At 74.0% G+C, this 23,116-nt stretch carries 17 protein-coding genes and 2 pseudogenes; 5 read left to right on the top strand and 14 right to left on the bottom strand.

Features of this window, described 5'->3' with window-relative positions:
• Window positions 1-806: 806 nt before the first annotated feature.
• Both LG632_RS30715 and LG632_RS30800 read right to left on the bottom strand, forming a co-directional pair.
• Window positions 807-1,577: pseudogene (locus LG632_RS30715) on the bottom strand (ROK family protein); the annotation flags it as partial.
• 347 nt (window positions 1,578-1,924) lie between these two features.
• Window positions 1,925-2,393 (bottom strand): annotated as a pseudogene (locus LG632_RS30800) (MarR family transcriptional regulator); the annotation flags it as partial.
• Between the two features lie 89 nt (window positions 2,394-2,482).
• Here LG632_RS30800 and LG632_RS09660 point away from each other — a divergent pair.
• Window positions 2,483-3,574 (top strand): Gfo/Idh/MocA family oxidoreductase, encoded by a 1,092-nt coding sequence (locus LG632_RS09660; protein WP_226726483.1) that lies wholly within the window; start codon window positions 2,483-2,485, stop codon window positions 3,572-3,574.
• Window positions 3,575-4,118: 544 nt separating this feature from the next.
• Here the strand turns inward: LG632_RS09660 and LG632_RS09655 are convergent.
• The 4 genes from LG632_RS09655 to LG632_RS09640 form a co-directional block, all read right to left on the bottom strand.
• Window positions 4,119-4,976, bottom strand: coding sequence for a fumarylacetoacetate hydrolase family protein (locus LG632_RS09655; protein ID WP_226726482.1), 858 nt, complete (start codon window positions 4,974-4,976; stop codon window positions 4,119-4,121).
• A gap of 162 nt (window positions 4,977-5,138) precedes the next feature.
• A complete protein-coding gene (locus tag LG632_RS09650; protein WP_226726481.1) occupies window positions 5,139-5,834 on the bottom strand; it encodes a YidC/Oxa1 family membrane protein insertase in 696 nt (231 codons plus the stop codon).
• Between the two features lie 212 nt (window positions 5,835-6,046).
• Entirely contained in the window at window positions 6,047-6,370 is a 324-nt protein-coding gene (locus LG632_RS09645) for a DUF6412 domain-containing protein (RefSeq protein WP_374203440.1), read from the bottom strand.
• A gap of 319 nt (window positions 6,371-6,689) precedes the next feature.
• On the bottom strand, window positions 6,690-7,541 hold the full coding sequence (locus LG632_RS09640) for a class E sortase (protein WP_226726480.1): 852 nt from the start codon (window positions 7,539-7,541) through the stop codon (window positions 6,690-6,692).
• A 55-nt stretch (window positions 7,542-7,596) separates the two neighbouring features.
• Between LG632_RS09640 and LG632_RS09635 the strand changes: the two genes are divergently transcribed.
• Window positions 7,597-8,592 carry an SEC-C domain-containing protein gene (locus LG632_RS09635; protein ID WP_226726479.1) on the top strand — a complete coding sequence of 332 codons (996 nt, stop codon included), beginning with the start codon at window positions 7,597-7,599 and terminating at the stop codon, window positions 8,590-8,592.
• An 88-nt stretch (window positions 8,593-8,680) separates the two neighbouring features.
• Here LG632_RS09635 and LG632_RS09630 read toward each other — a convergent pair whose 3' ends face one another.
• Window positions 8,681-9,607, bottom strand: a complete 927-nt coding sequence (locus LG632_RS09630; protein ID WP_226726478.1) for a YDG/SRA domain-containing protein — start codon at window positions 9,605-9,607, stop codon at window positions 8,681-8,683.
• Window positions 9,559-10,797 (bottom strand): hypothetical protein, encoded by a 1,239-nt coding sequence (locus LG632_RS09625; RefSeq protein ID WP_226726477.1) that lies wholly within the window; start codon window positions 10,795-10,797, stop codon window positions 9,559-9,561. The genes LG632_RS09630 and LG632_RS09625 overlap by 49 nt, the downstream gene beginning before the upstream one ends.
• Window positions 10,798-10,948: 151 nt before the next feature.
• Between LG632_RS09625 and LG632_RS09620 the strand changes: the two genes are divergently transcribed.
• Window positions 10,949-11,386 carry a hypothetical protein gene (locus LG632_RS09620; RefSeq protein WP_226726476.1) on the top strand — a complete coding sequence of 146 codons (438 nt, stop codon included), beginning with the start codon at window positions 10,949-10,951 and terminating at the stop codon, window positions 11,384-11,386.
• Window positions 11,387-11,413: 27 nt separating this feature from the next.
• On the opposite strand, the gene LG632_RS30185 is transcribed toward LG632_RS09620, so the two are convergent.
• Complete coding sequence (locus tag LG632_RS30185) at window positions 11,414-12,214, bottom strand: GNAT family N-acetyltransferase (RefSeq protein WP_264201603.1); 801 nt, start codon at window positions 12,212-12,214, stop codon at window positions 11,414-11,416.
• Between the two features lie 1,595 nt (window positions 12,215-13,809).
• Between LG632_RS30185 and LG632_RS09610 the strand changes: the two genes are divergently transcribed.
• Window positions 13,810-14,109 (top strand): hypothetical protein, encoded by a 300-nt coding sequence (locus tag LG632_RS09610; RefSeq protein WP_226726475.1) that lies wholly within the window; start codon window positions 13,810-13,812, stop codon window positions 14,107-14,109.
• A gap of 982 nt (window positions 14,110-15,091) precedes the next feature.
• On the opposite strand, the gene LG632_RS09605 is transcribed toward LG632_RS09610, so the two are convergent.
• From LG632_RS09605 to LG632_RS09585, 5 genes are all read right to left on the bottom strand, one after another.
• Window positions 15,092-16,426 carry a DUF445 domain-containing protein gene (locus LG632_RS09605; RefSeq protein ID WP_374203439.1) on the bottom strand — a complete coding sequence of 445 codons (1,335 nt, stop codon included), beginning with the start codon at window positions 16,424-16,426 and terminating at the stop codon, window positions 15,092-15,094.
• Between the two features lie 263 nt (window positions 16,427-16,689).
• Window positions 16,690-17,514: a DUF1707 SHOCT-like domain-containing protein gene (locus LG632_RS09600; protein ID WP_226726474.1), complete on the bottom strand. Its 825-nt coding sequence runs from the start codon at window positions 17,512-17,514 to the stop codon at window positions 16,690-16,692.
• A gap of 32 nt (window positions 17,515-17,546) precedes the next feature.
• Window positions 17,547-18,599 carry an ABC transporter ATP-binding protein gene (locus LG632_RS09595; RefSeq protein ID WP_374203438.1) on the bottom strand — a complete coding sequence of 351 codons (1,053 nt, stop codon included), beginning with the start codon at window positions 18,597-18,599 and terminating at the stop codon, window positions 17,547-17,549.
• Window positions 18,600-18,681: 82 nt separating this feature from the next.
• On the bottom strand, window positions 18,682-19,482 hold the full coding sequence (locus LG632_RS09590; protein WP_226726496.1) for an ABC transporter permease: 801 nt from the start codon (window positions 19,480-19,482) through the stop codon (window positions 18,682-18,684).
• Between the two features lie 163 nt (window positions 19,483-19,645).
• The gene (locus LG632_RS09585) at window positions 19,646-20,464 is read right to left on the bottom strand and encodes an ABC transporter permease (protein ID WP_374203436.1); all 819 of its coding nucleotides are present in this window, start codon (window positions 20,462-20,464) and stop codon (window positions 19,646-19,648) included.
• Window positions 20,465-20,637: 173 nt separating this feature from the next.
• Here LG632_RS09585 and LG632_RS09580 point away from each other — a divergent pair, with 173 nt between their 5' ends.
• Window positions 20,638-23,115, top strand: coding sequence for a transglycosylase domain-containing protein (locus LG632_RS09580; RefSeq protein WP_226726472.1), 2,478 nt, complete (start codon window positions 20,638-20,640; stop codon window positions 23,113-23,115).
• The last annotated feature ends 1 nt before the right edge of the window (window position 23,116 follow it).

The raw sequence follows: 23,116 nt of genomic DNA, 5'->3' as shown, positions 1-23,116 counted from the left end.
GCGGCACACAGGCCGACGGCGCACAGGCCGACGGCGCGAAGCGCGGCGGCGCATCGCCCGGCGGCGCGAAGCCTGGCGGCACGAAGTGCCGGCCGGCCCGCCCCGGCTCGGCTGGGCTGAGCTCGGCTCGGCTCGGCTCGGCGGTGACTCCACCGGCGGCGCCGCTCCGGCGGAGCGGCCGACCGGCACCGCCCCTGCGTCCTCCGGCCACCGGACTCGCTCCGGGCGGTGCCGCGAGGCGTACAGGGGCACCCTGCCGACGAGCGGGAGACGGGACGCAACGGGTCGGCCGGTACGGCAGCCTTGGAGCGCCCGGTCAGAGCCGTGCCGCGCGGGGCGCTCAGGGCCTAGGCAAGCCGCACCGCGAAGCGGCAGGCCGGGCCCCGGTGCACCGCCCGTCCGGCCGGCCGCCCGTAAGGCGGTCCGCGCGCGGACCCCAACACATCGGCCTGGCTGACCAGTTCGGGCGCCAACGGCTGGTCGGACAACGGTTGATCGGACGACGGCTGATCGGACAACGGCTGGTCGGGCAGCGATGGCGCCTGGACAGCCAGCCAGAACGGCAGGAACAGAGGCGGGGCCTCAGGGGAAGCCTTGCCTCCGCCAAGACCCCCGCAGGCGGTACATCGCGGCCCAGACGGCACGGCCGGTCAGGGGTCAGGGCACGGCCACCACGGCATCAGGCCCCAGCTGGCCCTCCCCCTCCGACCTTCCCCCTCCGGCCCGCCCAGCCGGGCAGGACGCCCAGCCCCGGCAGGCGGGCGCGGCCGGTCACACTTGACGTCGCGGCAGGGGACCGGTGGTGCTCAGGGGGTGCGGCCGAAGAGAGGACCCAGGATCAGTTCGGCCGCGCCCTCGGCCACGCCCCTCGGAGCCAGGGCGACCGTGGCCGTGTGGGGGCCCAGCGCCCTGGAGGCGAGGACGTCGCCCACGACCGTCACGAACGTGCCCGGCGCGTCGGCCACCACCCGCCCGCCCAGCAGTACGCGGTCCACGTCGAGCAGGGCCACCAGGTTCGCCGCGGCCTCCCCGAGCACCCGTGCCGCCTCGGCCGTGTCCCCGCGCGCCACCGCCGCCAGGCACAACGCCTCCACGCACCCGCGCGCCCCACACCGGCACGGCGGCCCGTCCAGCAGCAGCACCTGGTGCCCGAACTCCCCCGCACCCGACCTGCCTCCCCGGTACACCTCACCGCCCAGACACAGTCCGGCGCCGACCCCGGAACCCACGTGCAGATAGACGGAATCACCGGAGTCGCCCGAACCGAGGGCCGCGGCCCCGGCATTGGTGTCCTTGTCGAGCACCACCGGCAGCCCCAGCCGCTCCTCCAGCACCTCCCGCAACGCGAACCCGGCCCACTCCGGATACCCCGTCACCCGCCCGAGCACCCCGCCCCGCCGGTCCAACGGCCCAGGCGCCGCCACCCCCACCCCGAGCACCGCCCCGACCACCCCACGCCCCGGCGCCACGGCGCGTCCAGCGGCCCAAACCGCGGGCGCGGGCCCCGCCGGAGGCCCGGGCGCAGCGGCACCCGGACCCGCCGGCTCAGACACCGGCGCCGGAGCATCCGCCGACGCGAGCACAGGCCCAGCCGCGGGCGTGGGAGCGGACCCCTGCGCAGCCGCCGACGCGGGCGCAGTCCCGGGCCCGAGCCCAGCCGTCACCGCCGCGGGTACGGCCCCGGACGCGAGCCCAGCCGCCGCCGGCGCGGGCACGGCCCCGGTGGCAGGCGCAGCCGCGCGCTCAGGCTCTGAAGCAGAAGCAGAAGCAGAAGCAGCCGCGGCCGACGCTCGGGGCGCGGCCTCAAGCCCAGGCCCGGCAGCGGGCACAGCCGGAGCCCCGGGCGCAGGCCCTGGCCCAGGCTCGGAAGCCGCGGCAGCAGCCGCGGCCTGGGCGGCTGCGGCGTCCGGGGCCGTCCCGTCTCCGCTGAGGCCCCCTACGACCTCGCCGACCGCCCGTACGACCTCGCCGACCGCTGCCTCCGGCCCGGCTCCGAAGTCCAGCTCGGTGCGGCGCTCGTCCACCACCCGTCCCAACAGGTCCACCCGCACCACACGCAACTCGTCCCGGTCCAGGTGCACGCCGACGGCGTGACCCGCCTCCGGAACCAGCCTCAGCAGCGTCCGCGGCTTGCCGCCGGTGGAGGCGCCCCGACCGGCCTCGGCGACCCAGCCCTCCTCGCGGAGCCGCGCCGTGATCTTGCTGACGGCCTGCGGGGTGAGCCCCGTACGCTCGGCCAGTTCGCCGCGGCCGAGCCCGTCCGGACCGGCCGCCCCGGCCCGGCGCAACAGATCGAGAACGAGCGCGGCGTTGTGACTCCGCAGCGCGGGGAGATTGAACCCTCCGCCGACCCGGCCGCCCCCGCCTCGGCCCTCGCCCACGCCCACGCCCACGCCGCCGCCCCTGCCCCCGAAGCCCCTACTCACCCCTCCATTGTCACCTCTCCTTGCACTTCGGCAACACTGTTGCCAAAGTGGCAGGCATGAACCCCCTCCCCCACCACGCCCCCCTCCGCGTAGGACTCGTCGGCTACGGACTGGCCGGCTCCGTGTTCCACGCTCCGCTCGTCACCGCCACCGAGGGCCTGGTCCTCGACACGGTGGTCACTTCCCACCCCGAACGCCGCGCCGCGGCCGCCGCCGCGCACCCCGACGCGTACCTCGCCGAAAGCCCCGACGAGCTCTGGGACCGCGACCTCGACCTCGTCGTCGTCGCCTCGCCCAACAAGACCCACGTCCCGCTGGCGACGGCCGCCCTGGAGGCCGGGGTCCCGGTGGTCGTGGACAAGCCGCTCGCGGCTACCGCCGCCGAGGCGCGCGGCCTGGCCGCGCTCGCGGACGAGCGGGGCGGGTTCCTGTCCGTCTTCCAGAACCGCCGCTGGGACAACGACTTCCTCACCCTCCGCGCCCTCCTCGCCACCGGCGAACTCGGCGAGGTCCAGCGCTTCGAGTCCCGCTTCGAGCGCTGGCGCCCGAAGCTCAAGGGCGGCTGGCGCGAGTCGGGCGCCCCGGAGGAGATCGGCGGCCTGCTGTACGACCTGGGCAGCCACGTCGTCGACCAGGCCCTGGTGCTGTTCGGCCCGGCGGTACGTGTCTACGCCGAGGTCGACGTCCGCCGACCGGGCGCCGAGGCCGACGACGACACGTTCGTCGCCCTCACGCACGCGAACGGAGTCCGCTCCCACCTCTACATGAGCGCCACCGCCGCCCAGCTCGGGCCCCGCATGCGGGTGCTCGGCTCGGCGGCAGGCTACGTCAAGTACGGCCTGGACCCCCAGGAGGGCGCGCTCCGCGAGGGCCTGCGCCCGACGGCGGGCCAGCCCTGGGGCGAGGAGCCGGAACACTGCTGGGGCCAGGTGGGCTCGGGCGAGTCCCCCCTGACCGGCGGCGGCCGCCCCGTGCCAACACTTCCGGGCGACTACCCGGCCTACTACGCGGCGGTGGAGTCCGCCCTCCGCACGAACACCCCGCCCCCGGTCACCGCCCACGAGGCGGCCCGGTGCCTGGAGGTCCTGGAGGCCGCCCATCAGTCGTCCCGGGAGGGCGTGACGGTGACCTTGCCGCCCCGCCCCTGACCCCCCACTGGGGGGAGGACAGCACGGCGGCCCGACGTCGCCCCGTGCCGAGGACCGCACACCGAGCGAGGGGCTCCGAGTACCGAGCTAGGAACTCCGAGCGGCAAGCCGAGAGAACCGGGCTCCGGCTCCGGCTCCGGCTCCGGCTCCGGCTCCGGCTGCGGGCTCCGGGCTCCGGGCTCCGGGAACCGGGAACCGGGAACCGAGAACCAGGCTCTGGTTCCGAGCTTGGGGCGCCGGCACCCTAGGCATCGCCCGACCGGCAGCGGACGCCGCGGGCCTTGAGACCCGGAAGCGCCGGACACAGAAGCGTCGGACCCGGAACCTCAGGCTCTGACACCTCGGGCTCTGGAACCTCGGGCTCCGACACCTCGGCTCTGACACCTCGGCTCTGGGGCCCGGGACGCCGGGCCCCAGAACGTGGAAGTCTCGGGCGGAACCTCGGAGCGTCGGGCTCCGCAAACCGAGCCCGAGGCGCCGACCCCAGCCCCCGTTCCCGCCCCCCGCGGGCAGACGTAGACCTGCGGAAGGGACCAGTCCCCCCTTAGGCGTTCTTGAACTCCTGGCGCTGGCGCCCCAGCTTCTCGATCTCGACCTCGACCACGTCCCCGGCCCGCAGGAACGGCTTCGGTTCCGGCTGGCCCATGGCCACGCCCGCCGGGGTGCCGGTGACGATCACGTCGCCGGGGTACAGCGTCATGAACTGGCTCAGGTACCGCACGACCTCGCCGACCGGGAAGATCTGGTCGGCGGTCGAGCCGTCCTGCTTCAGCTCGCCGTTCACCCACAGCTTCACGTCCAGGACCTGGGGGTCCGGGACCTCGTCCGCCGTGAGCAGCCACGGCCCGATCGGGGTGAACGTCTCGCAGTTCTTGCCCTTGTCCCAGGTGCCGCCGCGCTCGATCTGGAACTCGCGCTCCGACACGTCGTTCACCAGCACGTACCCGCCGACGTGGGCCAGTCCCTCCTCGGTGGAGCCGAGGTAGCGCGCGGTGCTGCCGATCACGACGCCGAGCTCGGCCTCCCAGTCGGTCTTCACGCTGCCGCGCGGGATGAGCACGGTGTCGTCGGGACCGACCACGGTGTCGGGAGCCTTGAGGAACATGATCGGCTCCTCGGGGATCGCCGCGCCCACCTCGGCCGCGTGGCCGTGGTAGTTCAGGCCGATGCCGACGATCTTGCCTATGCGGCCGACCGGCGCGCCGATGCGCAACCCCTCCGCGTCCAGCACCGGAAGCTGCCCGGACTCCGCCGCTTCCCGCACGCGGGCCAGCTCGGAGGCGTCGGCGAGGAGCTCGCCGTTCACATCCGTGACCAGGCCGGAGAGGTCCCGCAGGGTCCCGTCCTGGTCCAGCAGGGCAGGACGCTCGGCCCCTACGGGTCCGACTCGCAGCAGCTTCATGGGCATTCTCCCGTTGGTCGAGGGTGGTCGGCCCGCGGGCATGCCCCGGGCCGGACGATGGGTTGCGGCCATCGGAGGATTGGCCGATCCTCCAAGAAACCGGACCAATCCGCAAGACCGTGTTCACGGACTGGAACGCCACCCAGGCGGAGGAGCCCCGCCCTACGCCTTGACCGCCCCCCTCTTCCCAGCCGCCCCGGCCGCTGCCTCCGCCCGGTTCTTCCGGCGCTGCAGCCAGGCCCGCTCCACGACGGTGAAGGCCGTGGTGGTCAGCAGGTAGAGGCCCGCGGCCAGGGGGACCACCGCTGCCGTGATCAACGTGCCGAACGACAGCAGGGGCAGGAAGCCGATCACCTTGCGCACCGCCTCCTGCTGCTCGGGCGTCGGCACGGCAGCACCCCGTACGCCGCCGGCCGCGGGCAGCTGCACCGGCGGGGCGTCCGCCGCGGCACGGCGTCCGCGCACCGCGCTCCACGCGGCCACGGCCGCGATCGCCGCGAACAGCCCGAGGAACACCACCCCCGGCGCCCCCACGAGCCCACCGTCCCCGAGCGCGTCCGCCCACCGGTCCCCGAGCGGGGCGGCGAACAGGCGGTGCCCCAGGAGCTCGTTGGCCTCGCCGCCGACCTCCTTCGCCGAGAACGCCTGGTACATCACGAAGAACACCGGCAGCTGGAGCACCACGGGCAGGCAGCCCGCCATCGGCGTGGCGCCGCGGAAGGCGGCCCGGTTCAGCGGGTGCAGCAGCGCCCGCACGAGCAAGGTGAACAGCACGATCGCGGCAGCGGTCGCGGACTGCGCCAGCAGCGGCTCAAGCAGCCCCGCCAGCTCAGCAACAAGGTGGACGAAAACGGACACGCGGGCCCTCCGAGGGGTCTCGTCGAACGTCGAACGACGCATGGGGGCATGGCGGCAAGGCGGCATGGCAGCCTGCGCGCGTACGGCTCATGGCTTACGGCGTACGGCGCGCATGCGGCAGATGCGGCGGATGCGGCATGCGATGCATGTCGGCGTGACGGCCCGCGAGGGGCGGCAACGGTTCAGGCGGACTGAGCGCGGACCAGGCGCCCCTACGCGGCCGTCGGGACGGGACGGCCAGGCGCCCTGGGCCGCGACCGGCCCTCGGCGTCGGGGTCGCGCTGCGGCAGGAACGCCGTGCGCTGCTCGCGATCGCGTATCGCGGTGCGTATTCGGGTCGGGGGCACGGGCCTCGCACAGCGTGCCGCGAAGGCCGCGCAAGCGGCGAACGCCGCCCCGACTGCGGCTGTCGCCGCGAGGGTCACCGCGGCGGCAAGACCGACCGGGCCGCCCGCCTCACCGCTCGCACCGGCACCTAGGACGAAGAGCACCGGCCCGAACAGGCCGACGAGCCCCAGCAGCAGCGCGAACAGCAGACCGCGCCCGCCCTCGGCCCCCTCGGGCCTGTCGACGGACCCAGCAGACAGCGGGGACCTCGGGGCCAACTGGACCCGCGGGCCCAGCGGGGGCAAGAGCCGAGCGCTCGCCACGCTCGCCGCCGTCGACGACGGCCCACGACCGTGACCGTGACCGCGACCACTGCCACTGCCACTGCCACTGCCACTGCCACTGCCATGACTGAACACCGTTGCTCCCCCCCTCCCCATGACGCGACGCCAGCACCAGACCCGACGATCCGGTCCGAACGGATGCTTCGATCCTAACCGGGCCCACTGACAATCGACTTTCGCCGTCCTAGCGCCTGAGCTTGGCCCAGACGATCAGCCGGTACTTCGACGAGTACTCGGGCGTACACGTCGTCAGGGTCAGGTACGCGCCCGGTTCGCCGTAGCCGTACTCGGGCCGCACCACGCTGCGCGGCACCGGCGCGATCACCCCGCTGTCGCGGGCGGTCGTCTCCGGCAGGACCGTGTCGACCACGTAGGTGAAACGCTTCCCCCGCACGTCCAGGTGGACCTCGTCCCCGCCACGGAGCCGGTTGATGTACCGGAACGGCTCCCCGTGCGTATTGCGGTGCCCGGCCAAGGCGACGTTCCCCTGGGCGCCCGGCTGGGCGGTCCCCGGGTAGTGGCCGACGTACCCCTTGTCGAGCACCCCGCGCCGGCTCACTCCCTCCGCGACGGGCGCGACCACCCCGAGCCGCGGGATACGGAGGACGGCGTACGCCTGGTCCTGGCGCGGCCCGGTGCCGCCGCCGGCGCCCGTGCCGGGTCTCGGGGCGCCGGGCGCGGGCGCCGTGGGCCCCTCCGGCACGGGTTCGGTCGCGCTGCCGGAGCCGTCGCCTGGCTGTCCGCCACCGGCGGCCGGATCCCCGTCTGCGGTCGGGTCCGGGGCCGCGGGTGGGTTCGGGTCGGGAACGGCGGGATCACCGCGCTGTCCCCACTCCCCCTCCAGCCCCCGTACGAGCGCCTGTGCCCCGGCGACCGCTTGCCGGTTGGTCCACCACACCTGGTGCACCACCAGCAACGCCACCACCACCCCCACGGTGGTGATCACCTCGGCACACACCCAGAGCGCCCGCGCGAGCCGCACCCGCCGCGCCTGCTGCCGCGAGCCCTGCACCACCACACGAATGTGATCCCGCACGGCGGCACCCTAAGACCTCCCCCGTCAACTGACCAGCAGCAGTACGGTGTGAACCATGCGCCCCGAAACGCCTGCCGAGCACATTGCCGAAGCCGAGCGCCTCATCCGCACGGCGCACCGCTACCCCGAGGACCAGGAGCCGCTGCTCCTCCAGGCCGCGGCCCACTTCGAACTGGCCGACGCCCGGGACCGCGCCAGCGCGCTCTACGACCAACTCCTCGCCGGTGAACCCTCCGACGTCCACCTGATCAAGGCCCGCCAGGCCGCCAACCTCTGGGAGTACGGCCACGAGGCCGAGGCCCGCGCGCTGATCTCGGGCATCCGTGCCGCCGCCCCCACCGATCCGGCGCCCTGGGAGGTGATCGCCGAGGCGCTGGAGGCCCATGACGAGCTGGACGCCTCACACGAGGCCTTCACCCAGGCCGCCACCCTGCTCATCGCCGACGACATCCCGCTCACCCAGGCGACCACGGCCCTGCTCACGGGCCGCCACCGGGTCCGCCGACTGCTCGGGCTGCCGCACGACGACTGGGACATGGTCGCCGACACCCGCCACACCGGCCCCATCCCGCTGGACGAGCTCCACGACCCCAAGCGGATCTGGGCCCTGGGCTCCAACGACCCGGCCGAGCTGCGCGCCGAGATCGCCCGCCTGCGGGCCGAGCTCGGCGACCGGCGGGCGGCCCTGTCCCGCCCGTTCCCGGTGGCCCTCCTGCACTGGCCGGCCGCCGAGCTCGCCGAGCTGCTCACCGCCTATCCGACTCTCGCCGCGGAGTACCCCTCCCACGACACCCACCTCGCCGAGATCGAGTCCTCGCTGCGCAGCCTGGCCGCGTCGGGCACCACGAACCTCGGCATCGTCACCGCGAGCGTCCCCTCCTACGAGGCCTTCGCGGCGTCGGAGAAGACCTCCCCCGCCTCCCCGTCCCTCCTGCCCGAATACGCCACGACCCTGGCCGCCCGAGGCAAGGCCACCCCCTGGCCCCCGTCCGCGACGTCCCCGTGCTGGTGCACGTCGGGCAAGCCGTACGCCTCCTGCCACGGTCACTAGCCAGCACCATTCAGCGGCCCCGAGCAACCACCCATCACCGGCGGGTACGACAGGTGCCGCTACCCGGCTGTGCCGCCTGCCCGAGCGATTAGGGCAGGCGGTTGGCCCACCGCTCCCGGTGCCGCCGGGCGTACTTCATCCCGATGTCATGGCCCTCGGCGCGCCGGATCGGAGCGCCGACCCGACCCGTGAGCCCGTCGATGACCCGCAGGTCATCGGTGAGCTGGATGGCTCCCCGGTCGAAGAGCACATGGCAGTTCGGGCAGAGGCACAGGACGTTCTCGATCCGGTCCTCCCCCAGGTGCGGCTGCCCGACGGCCTGTATGTGGGCCGCTTCGCTGTAGGCCTCACCCGTGATCGACACGACCAGTCGCAGGCTGCAGATCTGGCAGGTGTGGTCGTACATCTCCTTCACCTTGCGCACGATCTTGGTGTCACGGGCGAGCCGGCTCTGAGTGATGTACCGGCGCGCCTGTTCTTCGAGGTCAGTCTCCACTCCGGAGAGCGGGTCGACTGGTTGCGGCTTGGGCTTATCGCCGTGGTGAAGCTTGACCAGCTTGAACTGGCAGATCGTGAAACCTTCTTGGCCCACGGTCAGCCAATGGTCAGCCACCCGGTAGAGGCCCCGATAGCGGTACCCACCCTGCGCCCGGCGTCGCTTGCCGCCCGAGATCTTCAGGCCCTCGATCACGCGGACTTCGTAGCCCTTGGCCTGGGACGTGACCAGTGCAGCATTGCCTGGTTCAGCCAGCGACTGGTCATCGATCATGTGCCCGGTATCGCGGTCACGACCGCCCTCGCCGGTGTAGATGATCAGATCGCCCTCGTCCCGGTCGTCGACGTACCCACCCGAGAGCACGATCGAATCGGCGCCAGTGCGCTCCACTCCGGAAATGCCGCGTCCGCTGAAGCGGTGCAGCCCAGCAGCGTGCAGTGCGGCGTGATTGGGGAACCAGTCCCCTTCGGTCACTCCGTCGGGAGTGCCGAATGCGAGGGTGCTCGAGGTCTTCGCCATGCCCGCATCATGCCAAGCTCCCCGGAGTGCTCTGAGGGCAGAGGCAAAGGCAGCGGCAATTGCTGGTGGCCGCGGGCCAAGGCTGTGGGGGGTGTGGGGCGGTGGGTGGTCAGGGTGAGGAGGGCTTCGAGGGCTTGGGTGATGTGCTGCGGGGTGTCGCGGATCATCGAGGGGGTGGCCGATACGACCAGGATGCCGTGGGCTTCGAGGCGGAGGCGGCGGCGTAGGGTCGCGTGCCAGGAATCGCGCGTGAAGTGGTACTCGGCCGAGTCGATTTCCAGGGCAACGCCTTCGTCCGGCCAGTACGCGTCCGGGGTGGCGAGGAAGGCGCCGTCAGGGGTGTAGAGGCGGGCGTTCCACAGGGGGGTCGGGAGTTGGGCGGCGGCCAGGGCCTCGCGGGCGTGGGCCTCGGCGATGGAGCGGACGCCCGCGACGAGTTCGGCCGCGGCGGTACGGACGGCCGGGCGGGGCAGGAGCCGGGCGGTGCGCAGTTCGGCGTGCAGGTCCGCGGGGTGGCACCAGCCGGACTGGACGGTGTTGGCCAGAACTGAGCGGACGAGGGCAGGGTCCGCGGCGCGGGCGGCGAAGTCGACGGCGGCGCGGAGCGGGCGGGCGCACGGGATGCCGGTGACGGACATGGTGCCCGGCCAGCGGGTCGTCGGGCGCGGCAGGACGTCGGCGACGGGCCGGAGCCGGCGCGGGGCGCGGATCAGGACGTCGTACGGCGCCACGGGCGCACCGCGCACGCCGAGCAGCGCGAGGGCGGCTCCGCCGGTGAGGGCCGCCGTGGTGCCGGACAGCGGGTCGCCGCCGGCTGGGTCCGCGGCGTAGAGGACGGCGGCGAGCGCGCGCTGGCGGTGGTCCGGAGGGCCCGTCTGCAGGAGGTGGACCCGGGGCAGCAGCCGCTGCCACGGGCCGCCGGGGCGGCAGCGGTTGCTGATGGTGCCGGAGGCGACGCCGGCTTGGCGGAGCTGCCGGTACGTGGCCAGGTTCAGCTGCCGGTGAGCGGCCGCGGTGGGGTGCCGACCAGCCTCCGGGGACGGCGCGGTGGGGGGTTGGACGGGCCGCCGGGGCTGGTGCGGTGGGCTGAGGTGGCCGGGGTGGCCGAGGCTTCGCGGGTGGCGGGGGGACGCCTTGTTCGGGTGTAAGTCGGCTACGCGGGGCCGTTGCCGGAGGGGTGGTGGCGGCATGCCTGGCGGCGGCGGGTGGGCGGTGGGGTGGGTGTGGTTCGGGCGGGCGGGGGTCGTGGTCCGGGGCGTCTGGGTGGGGGGTGTCGGGGGCTTCGTGGTGGGGGGTGGAGTGGCGAGGGGCGTGGCGGCGGGGGTGGCGGGTGCCGTTGCGGTGGGCGCCGTCGTGGCGGGCGCCGTTGCGGCGGGCACCGTCCTGGCAGGCACCGTCGTGGCAGGCGCCGCTGTGGCGGGCACCGCTGTGGCAGGCGCCGTTGCGGCAGGCGCCGTCCTGGCAGGCACCGTCCTGGCAGGCACCGTCGCGGTGGGCGCCGTTGTGGCAGGCACCGTCCTGGCAGGCACCGTCATGGCAGGCACCGTCGCGGTGGGCGCCGTTGCGGCAGGCGCCGTCCTGGCAGGCACCGTCCTGGCAGGCACCGTCGCGGTGGGCGCCGTTGTGGCAGGCACCGTCGCGGTGGGCGCCGTTGTGGTGGGCGCCGTTGTGGCAGGGGTGGTGGTCCGTGTGGTGGTTGTGGGGGTCGAAGGGCTGGGGTGGAAGAGGGAGAGTGTCCGGTCGAGTGTGGTCAGGTGTGGCGTTGTCATGGGGTGGTGATGCCCCGGCGACCAGGGGTTGTAACTCTCAGTGACCAAACAGATCGGGACGGTCGGGGTGACCGGGGGCGAGAAAGACCAGGACGCCGTTGGCGGTGCCGGGGAGAGGGGTGACCTCGTGCCACCCGAGGCGGCGGTACGTGGCCACGGTGTCGGTGGCCTTCCGGGCGGTCAGCAGCCAGGCGCGACCGTCGGGCGCGTCGGCGGTGAGTTCGGCCAGCAGGGCGCGGCCGGTGCCGAGGCCGCGGGCGTGGGCGCGTACGGCGAGTTCGTCCACCTCCAGGGCGCCGACGAGGAGTTGCCGGACACGGGCCGGGCCGAGTTGGACGGCCACGTGCGGATAGGCGCGGTCCTCGGGGAACGGGTCGGGGGTCAGCCAAGCGGTGGCGAAGCCGTCGATGCCGGTGGGGTGGGTGGGCGGCTCGCCCCTGGTGCCGGGGGTGGCGGTGGTGCGGGTCACGTCCATGGGAGCGGGGGTGCGGGTCGGGCCCGTGGTGGCCGGGGAGCGGGTCAGGCCCGTGGTGGTGGCACGCCCGGGGCCGGTGCTGCCCGTGGTGGTAGTGGTGGTCACCGCGGTGGTGGTGAGCGCGGTGGCGGGGGTGACCGTGGGGGCGGGGGTGACCGTGGGGCCCGTGGCGGCCGTGCGGCCGGTGGGGGAAGTGGTGATGACGGCGCGGAAGCCGGGGCGGGTGGCGTCGGACCGGAGCCGGGTCGCGAACTGACGAATGGTTTCTGCGTCTTCGTTCCACGGCGGGGCGGAGAAGACGTCGGCGTAGGCGGCGACAAGGTCGTCGGCGTGGTCGAGGACCTCGGGCCCATAGGTGATCATTTTGTTCGCTCCTGGGTGCTTTCCTCCGTTTGCTATTGAAGAGCGAATCTACGGGTTCTGGGTTCCTGGGGGAGCGAGTTCGCGGATCCGGCGAGTGTGCGACAAATGCCCCGTGTCGGGTGGGGGTGGACGGGCGTTGGTAGCGCGTGGAGAGGTTGCTGCGCGCCGTGGGCGCTTGCGCGGTCGCGTTTCTGGTGGTGCTCGGAGCGGTGGCGGCGCTGCCGGACGGGATACGGGAGTCGGTGCCGGACGGGGCCGTTGGCGGGGCGGTGCTGGTGCTCGGGGCTGCGGCGGTCGTGGGAGTCGGGGCCAGGCCCCGGCCCCGCGCCGCGCAGTCGCCTCGGGCGGCACGGGCCGGTCGGCCGCCTCGGGCTTCGGGGCTGTCGTAGGGCTCGGCCGGCGGCTGGGGTTCCTCGGTGGCGGCGCGGCGGCTTCCGCTGCCGCCGGGTGCAGGGCTGGCAGGGCGTCGCGGCCGTCGGCGGTTCTTGGCGGACGGTGGCGTCGCAGGCAGCTCGGCCCGGCCCGGGTGCCCTGGTCGTTCGGGGCGGGGCCTGGCCGCCGCGGGACCCCGACGGCCGGACGGATTCCCGGAGGGCTCGGGCTTGCCAGGCCATACGGGGCCTCGGCCGCCGCCGGACCCGCGGCGGTGAACGGGCTGCGCGGCCGGCGTGGGCTTGCTGGCGGCTACTGGCCTCGCGGTCGGCTCGGGACTCCCGTGCCGACCTCTAGGCCCTCGGCCGTCCCGGGTCCCTGGCTGCCCGGCAGGTTCTACGGGCGGCGGAGCCATCCCTGTCGGCGCGGGCCCGTGTCCGCTGCGCGATCCGCGGCCGGCATGGGCTCCGCGGCGGCGTGGGCTTGCTGGAGGCTACTGGCCTCGCGGTCGGCTCGGGACTCCCGTGCCGACCGCTAGGCCCTCGGCCTTCAGGGGTCCGTAGCTGCCCGGCGGGTTCCTGGGCAGCGGGACCTTTCCGGCCGGTGCGGGCGCGCGGCTACGCCGTGCGAGCGCGGCTGCGTGGGCGCGGTGGGTTTTCTCGTCCGCCTTGGCTTTCTCGCAGTCGGGGCGGGCTTGCCTGAGGTGTGCGAGGGGTTAGGCCGTCACGGATTCGTGGCTGCTGCGGTTCGCGGGCGGCTCGGCGTGTACGGCTGGCACGAGGCCTTCGGGCTGTCGGTCGTTCACAGCTGCCCCGGGGGTTTGTGGCCGCCGTGGGTTCCTGGCTGCCGCGGGCTCCTGGCTGCCGTGGGCTCCTGGCTGCCGTGAGTACCTGGCCGCCGCTGGAATTGCTGTTCGGCTTGGGCTTGCTCGAGGTGTTCTTGAGTTCTTTGGCTGTTGTGGAAGCGGTGGTTGCCGCGTGCCGGGACGGATCGGGGTTCCCTGGCCGTACGGGCGTCGGGCGCTGCGGGGCCTGCTGGCCGTGTGGGGCGCTGGGCGACTCGGGCCTGCCCGGTCGGGCAGGTGGTGGTGGACGTCGCGTTAGCCTCGATCGCACGCGCGGTCGGGCTGAGAGCTGCGAGCGTGAGGGCGTCGGCGCACGGAGGTGCGGCGGCGTGAAGGCATGGAACGTACGGATGATCTGGCACCGGGAGGTTGGACGAGGATGAAGCAGGTACCTACGGCGGCTGTCGCCGCGGCGGGGCTGGTCGGCGGCTACGCGGTCGCGCGGTGGACGCGGAAGCGGCCGCTGGGCGGGGTGGTGCTGGCTGCGGCGGGCGCGGCGGCGGGCCGTGAGTGGCACCGGCGGGCGGGAGTGCCTGCGACGGCGGCGCTGAGTGCGCTGTACGTGGCCGGCTTCGCGGGTGCGCACCCCCTGGCCAAGAAGATCGGGGCCTGGCCGGCAGTGTTCACGGCGGCCTCCGTGGTGGCGGCCACCACCTGGGCCGTGGCCGACCGGGGCTGACTCTTCCCGGCGGGGCCGGGGTGGTCCCGCCCGCCGGTGTGCCAGGTGTGTGCGGGCGCCGGGCATCTCCGCGTGCCAGGCGTGTGTGCGGGTGCCCGGCATCTCCGCGCGCCCGGCATCTCCGCGCGCCCGGCATCTGCGCGTGCCAGGCCTCTCCGTATGCCGGCCACTGCGCGTGGGTGAGGTGTCTCCGTGTGCCCGCCCCTCTGCGGGTGCCTGGCCGCTACCTGGCCTCTACGCGAGTGCCAGGCGTTTCCGCGTCTCGGTATGACGGGCTCTGCGTCGGCCCGGCTCTGCGTAGGCGGGTCTGCGTAGGCCGGCCCCTCCCGGGCCCGGCGTCTCCGAGGGCCGCGTCTGCGTGGGGCGGGGCGTCTGGCTGTGCCAGGTCTGGGCTGCGTGGCGGCTCCGGTGCGGGCGACCGGGCCCATTTCGTAGGCAGCTCCCGAGCGGCCAGCGGCCAGCGGCCCGTTGCTCGGCACCGCCTCTATGCGTGCGTGGCCCCCTCCGTCGGGGTGGCCTCTTGCGCGGCCAGGTTCCTCACGGTGGGCTCCTGCGCGGTCGGGCCCTGCCCGGTGGCCGGGCGGCCGAGCCGCCCCGGACCGGGGCGGCCCCGGTCCGCGTTCCGGGGCTTCGGGCCGTCGGCTGGTCGGTGCGGGGGGCCTCGGGCCGGGACCGGCTCGACCACGCCCTGACCAGCCGCGTCGGTGTGCCTTCTCCGCCTACGGTTTCCGCCACCGCGCGCGCCGACCCAGCCCGACCCAGCCCGACCTGACCCGACCCAGCCCGACCCAGCCCGACCTGACCCGACCCAGCCCGACCCAGCCTGACCTGACCCGGCCCGGCCCGCCCGGTCCCGTGGTCCTCCGTTGTCGGCGGCGTGCCGCCTCCGGGCCGGGGTTGCCGGGGTCCGTCCACGGCGGGGGCGGAGGCCCCGCTGACCGCCGCGCCGCCTGTCCTCGCCCGCCCCGCCCGGGCCCGCGGCCTACCCCCCGAGGCCCCGCGAGACCGTGTAGATCAACAGGCCTGCCAGGGCTCCCACCACCGTGCCGTTGATGCGGATGAACTGCAGGTCGCGGCCGATGTGGGCCTCGATCTTGCGGGAGGTGTGTTCGGCGTCCCAGCCGGCGACCGTCTCCGTGATCAAGGACGTGACCTCGGCGCGGTACGTCGTGACGACGTAGGCCGCCGCTCCCTCGATCCAGCCCTCCACCTTCGCCTGGAGGCGGTCGTCCGTGGCCAGGCGGGTGCCCAGGGAGGTCAGGGAGACGCGGACGCGGCGGCGGAGTTCGCTCTGCTCGTCCTCCGCCGCGGAAATGATCATCGTACGGATCGCGGACCAGGTCGACGCGATCACGTCCTGGATCTCGTCGCGCGCCAGTATGTCCGACTTCAGCCGCTCCACCCGCTGCCGCGTGTCCGTGTCCGACTGCAGGTCCGCCGCGAAGTCGCTCAGGAAGCGGTCCACCGCGCCGCGGGCCGGGTGCTGCGGCATGTCCCGCATCTCCGTCACGAAACGCAGCAGTTCCTTGTACACGCGCTCGCCCACCCTGCGGTCCACGAAGCGCGGAGTCCAGCCGGGCGCGCCGCCCTGGACGGCCTCCGAGATGGAGTCGGCGTGCGTGACGAGCCAGTCGTGGACCTTGGCGCAGACGAGGTCCACGGCCCGGTGGTGGCCGCCGTCCGCGACGACCCGTTCCAGGGTCTTGCCGATGCCCGGCGCGATCTCCACGGCGTTCGCCCGACGTGTGATCGCCTCGCCGACGACCGCCTGGACGTCGGAGTCGCGCAGCACCGTCAGCGCCCCGCGCAGCGCCGTGGCGAGCTCGGCCGTGACGCGCTCGGCGTGCGCCGGCTCGGCCAGCCAGGCGCCCAGCCGGCCGCCGATGCCCAGCGCGTGGAGCCGGGCGCGGACGACGTCCGCGGAGAGGAAGTTCTCCCCGACGAACTCGCCCAGCGACACCCCGAGCTGGTCCTTCTTCGTCGGGATGATCGCCGTGTGCGGGATGGGCAGACCCAGGGGGCGCCGGAAGAGCGCCGTGACGGCGAACCAGTCGGCGAGCGCGCCGACCATGCCGGCCTCGGCCGCGGCGGCCACGTAGCCGGCCCAGCCGCCGTCGGAGCCGTGCCCGGCCCAGGTGGCCACGACGTACACCAGCGCGACCAGCACCAGCAGGCCGGTGGCCGTGGCCTTCATGCGGCGCACGCCGCGGCGGCGCTCCTCGTCGGCCGCGCTGAACACGAATGTGTCAGGCACTCCCGTCCTGCCTTTCCAGGGCCCGGCAGCCTGCCCGGGAGCCCTCCTCGGCAGCTTGCTCAGCCGCTCGTCCTGCTCACGCCATGCATGTCGTTCGTCCTGCGGACGCGACGCGCCTCGTCCGTCCCGCGTGCGCAGCACCCGTCGTGCGTCCTGCGCGCGCGACGCGCGTCGTTCGCCTGCATAGCATCCGACTCCCGGGGAGCGCCGGGAGTTCCCCCGTCCGGGCGTCGGCTCGTGTCGGACCGTCCTCCTTGCGGTTCCTCACCGGTGCCGGCGGTTCCTCCTTGCGGTTCCTCACCGGTCCCGGCGGTTCCTCACGCTCCTCACAGCTCCTTGCGCAGCCCGTCACCACCGAGACCGCCGACGCCGCCACCGCCGCCACCGCCCCCGCCCCCGCCCCCGCCCAGCGTCTTCCGGGCCTTGACCTTGACCTCCACCCCGCCCCAGAAGGCGAAGCCGGTCACCACCACGCGCGGGGCCCCCGGCTCCGGTGGCAGCGGGTGGTCGCGCTGGTCGAAGGCGCCCATGAAGCCGAAGCCGCGTACGTCGACCTCCACGCCCGGCGGTACGACGATCTCGATGCCGCCCATGATCGCGACGCAGTTGATCTCGACCTCGCGCTGCTCGAACCGCGCCTCGCGCAGGTCGATCTCGCCGCCGCCCCAGAACGCCACCGCCTGGAACCGCGCCGGCACCGTCCAGTGCCCCTTGCGCTGGAAGCCGGACATGACCGCCACGCCCGCGGACGAGGTCCCGGCGCCGCCGATACGGGCCGGCCACGAGGTGCCCGGGCCGGGCGCCGGGGTCGCGGCGAGCGGGTGCGCGGCGGCGGGCAGGCCGGGGCCGGCCACCGCCGGCAGGTCGCGGGTCAGCGGCTCCAGCTCGGCGTACGTACGGGAGGCGTACGTCGCCTCCAGCCGCTCCTCGAACTCCGCCATGTCGAGCCGGCCCTCGGCGAGGGCGTCCCGCAGGCGCTCCGCTACGCGGTCGCGGTCGGCGTCCGAAGCCCTCAGCTCCGGCAGCGGCACCGGACCCGGCGATGCCGCTCCCGCGGCCGCCGCCGGACCCTCCGGCCCCGGCCCCTTCCGCAGCGGGTCCTGCGGCAACTGCTGCTCCGGCAACGGCTTCTCCGGCCGCTCGTCACTCATGCGTCCCACCCTATGCAGGCCGTCGCCGGACGTCATCGCCCCGCGTACATCCTGGCGATCACGTCCTCGATGTCCGGCTCCCGCACCGACAGGTCGACCAGCGGGTACCGCCGCGCCACCTCCGCCACCAGCGGCGCCGCCGAGGCCGTCGCCGGGAAGGCCAGCCACTGCCGTGGGCCCTCCACCTTCACCGTCCGCGTCCCCGGCAGCTCGATCGGCGGATGTTCCCGTTCCAGGTCGACCACGAGGGTCCGCTCGCTCTCCCCCACGGAGTGCAGCCCGGCCAGCGGCCCGTCGTACATCAGCCGGCCGTGGTCGATCACCATCACCCGCTCGCACAGCTGCTCGATGTCCTGGAGGTCGTGCGTGGTGAGCAGCACCGTCGTACCGAGCTCGGCGTTCAGCTCCCGCAGGAACCGCCGCACCTTCACCTTGCTCACCACGTCCAGCCCGATCGTCGGCTCGTCCAGGTACAGCACGTCCGGATCGTGCAGCAGCGCCGCCGCGATGTCGCCGCGCATCCGCTGCCCGAGCGACAGCTGGCGTACCGGTACGTCGAGCAGGTCGCCCAGGTCGAGCTCGTCCACGCAGCGCCGCAGGTTGCGGCGGAAGCGGTCCTCGGGAATCCGGTACATCCGGCGCATCAGCCCGTAGCTGTCCTTCAGCGGCAGGTCCCACCACAGCGTCGTGCGCTGCCCGAAGACCACCCCGATCCGGTGCGCCAGGCGGGTCCGCTGCCGGGCCGGGTCGATGCCCGCGATGCGCAGGCGGCCCGCGCTCGGGGTGAGGATGCCCGTCAGCATCTTGATGGTCGTGGACTTGCCGGCGCCGTTCGGGCCGATGTAGCCGACCATCTCCCCGCGCGGCACCGTGAACGAGATGCCGTCCACCGCCCTGACCTCGCGTTTCTCCCGGCGCATCAGGCCGGTCCGGCGCCGGACCTCGAACACCTTCCGTACGCCGTCCACCTCGATCAGCGCCTTGCCCCCACCGCCGGTGCCCGCACGGCCGGTGCCCCCACGGCCGGTGCCCCCACGGCCGGTGTGCGCACGGCCCGTCTCCCCAAAGCCCCGGTCACTCGCCATGTCCCCCGCCACGTCCTCCGTCATGTCCCCCTCCATGCCCCCCGTCACGTCCCCCGCCGCGTCCCCGGTCCCGTCCACGCCGTCAGCTCCCCGTGCTCCGGTACGACCGCACGCCCGCGCGCCAGGCCAGCGACGCCGGCACGAACACCGCGAAGCCCACCAGCGGCCCCGCGTACGCCGCCCAGCCCGGCAGGCCCAGCGGATCGGGCCGGCCCAGCAGGTACAGGGCCGGCACCCAGTTGACGAAGGCCAGCGGCAGGACGAAGGTCACCGCCCGCAGCAGGTCCTTCGCGAAGATCGTCGGCGGGTACTGGAGCATGGTGTTGCCGCCGTAGGTGAACGAGTTCTGCACCTCGGCCGCGTCCCCGGCGACGAACTGGAACGCCGCCCCCGCCACCATCACCGCGCTGAAGATCGCCGTCCCCGCCAGCACCGTCATCGGCACCAGCAGCACCCGTCCCGGCGTCCAGGCCACGTCCAGCACCGACAGCGCCCACACCAGCACCGCCAGCCCCTGCACCACCCGCCCCAGCCGGCGCAGGGCGAACCGGTCCGCCGCCACCTGCGCGAGCACCGGGACGGGCCGCACCAGCATGGTGTCCAGGGAACCGTCCCGCACCCGCGCCCCCAGCCGGTCGGTGTTGCCCATCAGCAGGTCGGTCAGCCCGAACGAGGTCGAGCACAGGCCGTACAGCAGGGCGATCTCCGGCAGCGTGAAGCCGCCGAGCACGTCCACGTGCCGGAACATCAGGTAGATCGCCACGAAGTCCAGGCCGGTGATCGCCATGTTGCCCACGAGCATCAGGGCGAAGGAGGTCCGGTACGTCATCGTGGCGCGGATCCACATCATCGCGATCAGGCCGTACCCGCGCAGGCCGTCCAGGGCCCGGCTGCGCGGCCCCGCTCCCCGGCCCCCGGGCCGGTCCGCCGCCCCGGCCCCCGACCCCGCACCCGCACCCGACCCCGCCCCGGCAGCCGACCCCTCAGCCGCACCCGGGGCCACTCCCACCCCCGCGGGCCCACCCGCACCCACCGACGTCCTCGGATCAGCCACCCTGGACCACCACCTTCCGCGTGGCCGCCGACTGCGCCAGCCGCCCCAGCCCCAACAGGGTCAGCGCCCAGGCGAGCTGGAAGCCCAGCGCCCGCACCAGACCCGCACCGCCCGCCCCTTGCGTGCCCATCAGCACGTCCAGCGGCACCTGGAGCATCGCCGCCCACGGCAGCAGCCGGACGAACTCCCCGAAAGCGCCCGGGAAGACGCTCAGCGGCAGCAGCATCCCGGAGAAGAAGATCGCGACGACGGTGGCGATCAGGTTGACGCCCGACCCGTCCAGCAGCCAGAACGCCGCCAGCCCGAGCAGGTAGCGGATCGCGAAGCTCACCACCGCGCCGAGCAGCACCGACAGCAGGAACAGCAGCCAGCGCACGGGATCACCCGGCAGCGCCAGCTCGAACGCGAGCGCCCCCACCGCGAGCGGTACCACCCCCCGCCCCAGCAACTGGAAGGCGGCGCGCCCCAGATCGGTGAACAGCCACCACAACTGCAGGTCGGCGGGCCGGTAGAGGTCCACGGCGATGTCCCCGGTACGCACCCGCTGCTGGAGCTCCTCGTGGAAACCGCCGCCCATCAGACCGGACGTGGCCAGCAGCGCCTGGCTGACCCACACGAACGTCAGCGCCTGCGCCTGGTCGTAGCCCCCGAGACCGGGCCGCTCCTCCCACAGCGCGATGTAGGTGTACGCGATGACGAAGCCGAAGACGGTGTTGGTGAACACCCCGGCCGCCGTCGCCGTCGTGTAGGTGGCGTACCGCCGGAAGCCACCCGCGGCCACGGCGCACCAGAGGGGCACGTGCAGGCGCACCCTGACTCCCTCCTCCGTCGTTTCCCAGCGTCGGCCCGAGCCGCGCGAGCTTAGTGCGGAGGGGCGATCCACGCGACCGAATTACGCCCGTCCGGCACGGATCGACCCCCCATCGGGTAGACACCATGACGTACATACCCGGATATTTCGCACGGCGTCGAGGAGCCCTGGAGATGAGCGACCAGTCACCCCCACCGGGCTGGGCCCCTCGTGACCCGGACACTCCGGCGGGGGCGGGCGCCACGGGCGGCCCGGCACCCCGTCCGACCTCCCCGGCGGGCGACGGCGGCAAACCCGGCGCCCGCGGCCGGGCAGACACGGACGCAGAGGCGAACGCCCGCCGCCGCACCGGCTGGCGCCGGTTCGTCCCCGGCTGGCGCGCCGTCCTCGGCACCGTCCTGCTGTTCGCGCTGCTCCTCGGCGGGGCCCTGGTCGCCGGCTACCTCGTCGTGGACATCCCGCCCGCCAACGCCGCCGCCACCGCCCAGTCCAACCTCTACCTCTACTCCGACGGCTCCCTCCTCGCCCGCGACGGCGAGGTCAACCGCGTCAACATCCCGCTCTCCCAGGTCCCCCTGACCGTCCAGGAGGCCGTACTCGCCGCCGAGGACCGCGACTTCTGGTCCGAACCGGCCGTGGACCCCCAGGCCATGGTGCGCGCCGCCTGGAACACCGCCACCGGCAAAGGCACCCAGTCCGGCTCCACCATCACCCAGCAGTACGTGAAGAACTACTACCTCGGCCAGGAGCAGACCATCAGCCGCAAGGTCAAGGAGTTCTTCATCGCCATCAAACTCGGCCGCGAGAAGTCCAAGCAGTACATCCTGGAGGGCTACCTCAACACCAGCTACTTCGGCCGCAACGCCTACGGCGTCCAGGCCGCCTCCCAGGCCTACTACGGCAAGGACGCCGGCCGACTCACCACCGCCGAGGGCGCCTACCTCGCCACCCTCCTCAACTCCCCCAGCGCCTTCGACGTCGTCGCCCACCCCCAGGGCCGCGCCCGGGCACTCGCCCGCTGGAACTACGTCCTCGACGGCATGGTCAAGAAGAAGTGGCTCACCCCCCAGGAACGGGCCGCCACCACGTTCCCCGAACCCGGCCGGATCCGCCCCGCCGCCGGACTGTCGGGCCAGCGCGGCTACCTCGTCGAGGCCGTCAAGGACTACATCACCGAACACGGCATCATCGACGAGAAGACCCTCGCCGAAGGCGGCTACGTCGTCACCACCACCCTCGACAAACGCCGCCAGAACGCCTTCGTGACCGCCGTCCAGGACACACTCGTCTCCCGACTCGACCCCGAGACCCGCAAGGCCGACCGCGTCGTACGCGCCGGCGGCGCCTCCATCGACCCGCTCACCGGCAAGGTCGTCGCCCTCTACGGCGGCATCGACTACACCAAGCAGTACGTCAACAACGCCACCCGCCACGACTACCAGGTGGCCTCCACCTTCAAACCGTTCGTCTTCGCCGCCGCCGTCGACCACGACTCCCGCACCCAGGACGGCCGGCGGATCACCCCCCACACCTACTACAACGGGGACAACCGGCGCCCCGTCGTCGGCAGCCGCGTCCCCTACGCCCCCGAGAACGAGGACGGCCGGTCCTACGGCAACATCACCGTCCGCACCGCCACCGACCTCTCCGTCAACACCGTCTTCGCCCAGATGGTCGTCGACGTCGGCACCGACAAGGTCAAGCAGACCGCCGTCGCCCTCGGCATCCCCGAGGCCACCCCCAACTTCGACACCGGCCCCGCGATGGCACTCGGCACGATGCAGGCCAGCGTGCTCGACATGGCCCAGGCCTACGCCACCCTCGCCGACCACGGCCGCCACACCCCCTACACCCTGGTCGAGAAGATCACCAAGGGGGACGACACCATCGCGCTGCCCGACCGCACCCCGCGCCAGGCCGTCAGCCGAGAGGCCGCCGACACCACCACCTCCATGCTGATCAGCGTGGTCGACAACGGCACCGGCACCGCCGCACTGGCCGCCGGACGCCCGGCGGCCGGCAAGACCGGCACCGGCGAACTGGACCGGTCTGCGTGGTTCGCCGGCTACACCCCCGACCTCGTCACCGTCGTCGCGATGATGGGGCAGGACCCCGACACCGGGAACCTGGAGTCGCTCTACGACGCCCTGGGCGAGCCCCGCATCAACGGCGGCGGCTACCCGGCCCGGATCTGGGCGGCGTACACCAAGGCGGCCCTCGCCGGCAGCGACCCGCTCGACTTCGAGCTCGACCTCCAACCCGGCGCGGGCCGGCTGCCGCCCCCACCGCCCGAGGAGCAGCCCCCGACCGGCCGCCCACCGGGCCGCCCGACCGAGGACGGCCGCACGGACGGCGGCCGCGACGACGGCGGCCGCACCGACGGAGGCCGCACGGACGGCGGCCGGACCACCGGCACCCCCACCGACGGCGGCCGCACCACGGGCGGCACCCCCACCGACGGCGGCCGCACCACCGGCGGCACACCGACCGACGGCGGCCGGACCGACGACGGCCGGACGGAGGGCGGACAGACGAACGCCGGCCCGACCGTCGGCGGCACCGCACAAGGCGGCACCGGACAAGGCGGCACCGCACAAGGCGGCGCCACGCAGGGCGGCGCCCCCGAAGGCGGGCCGGCACCCGGGCCATGAG

Source organism: Streptomyces antimicrobicus (genome assembly GCF_020532625.1).
In the GTDB taxonomy this organism is placed as follows: domain Bacteria; phylum Actinomycetota; class Actinomycetes; order Streptomycetales; family Streptomycetaceae; genus Streptomyces; species Streptomyces antimicrobicus.
The sequence above is the reverse complement of the archived record's forward strand: the minus strand, read 5'-3'. Positions and strand labels throughout refer to the sequence as shown.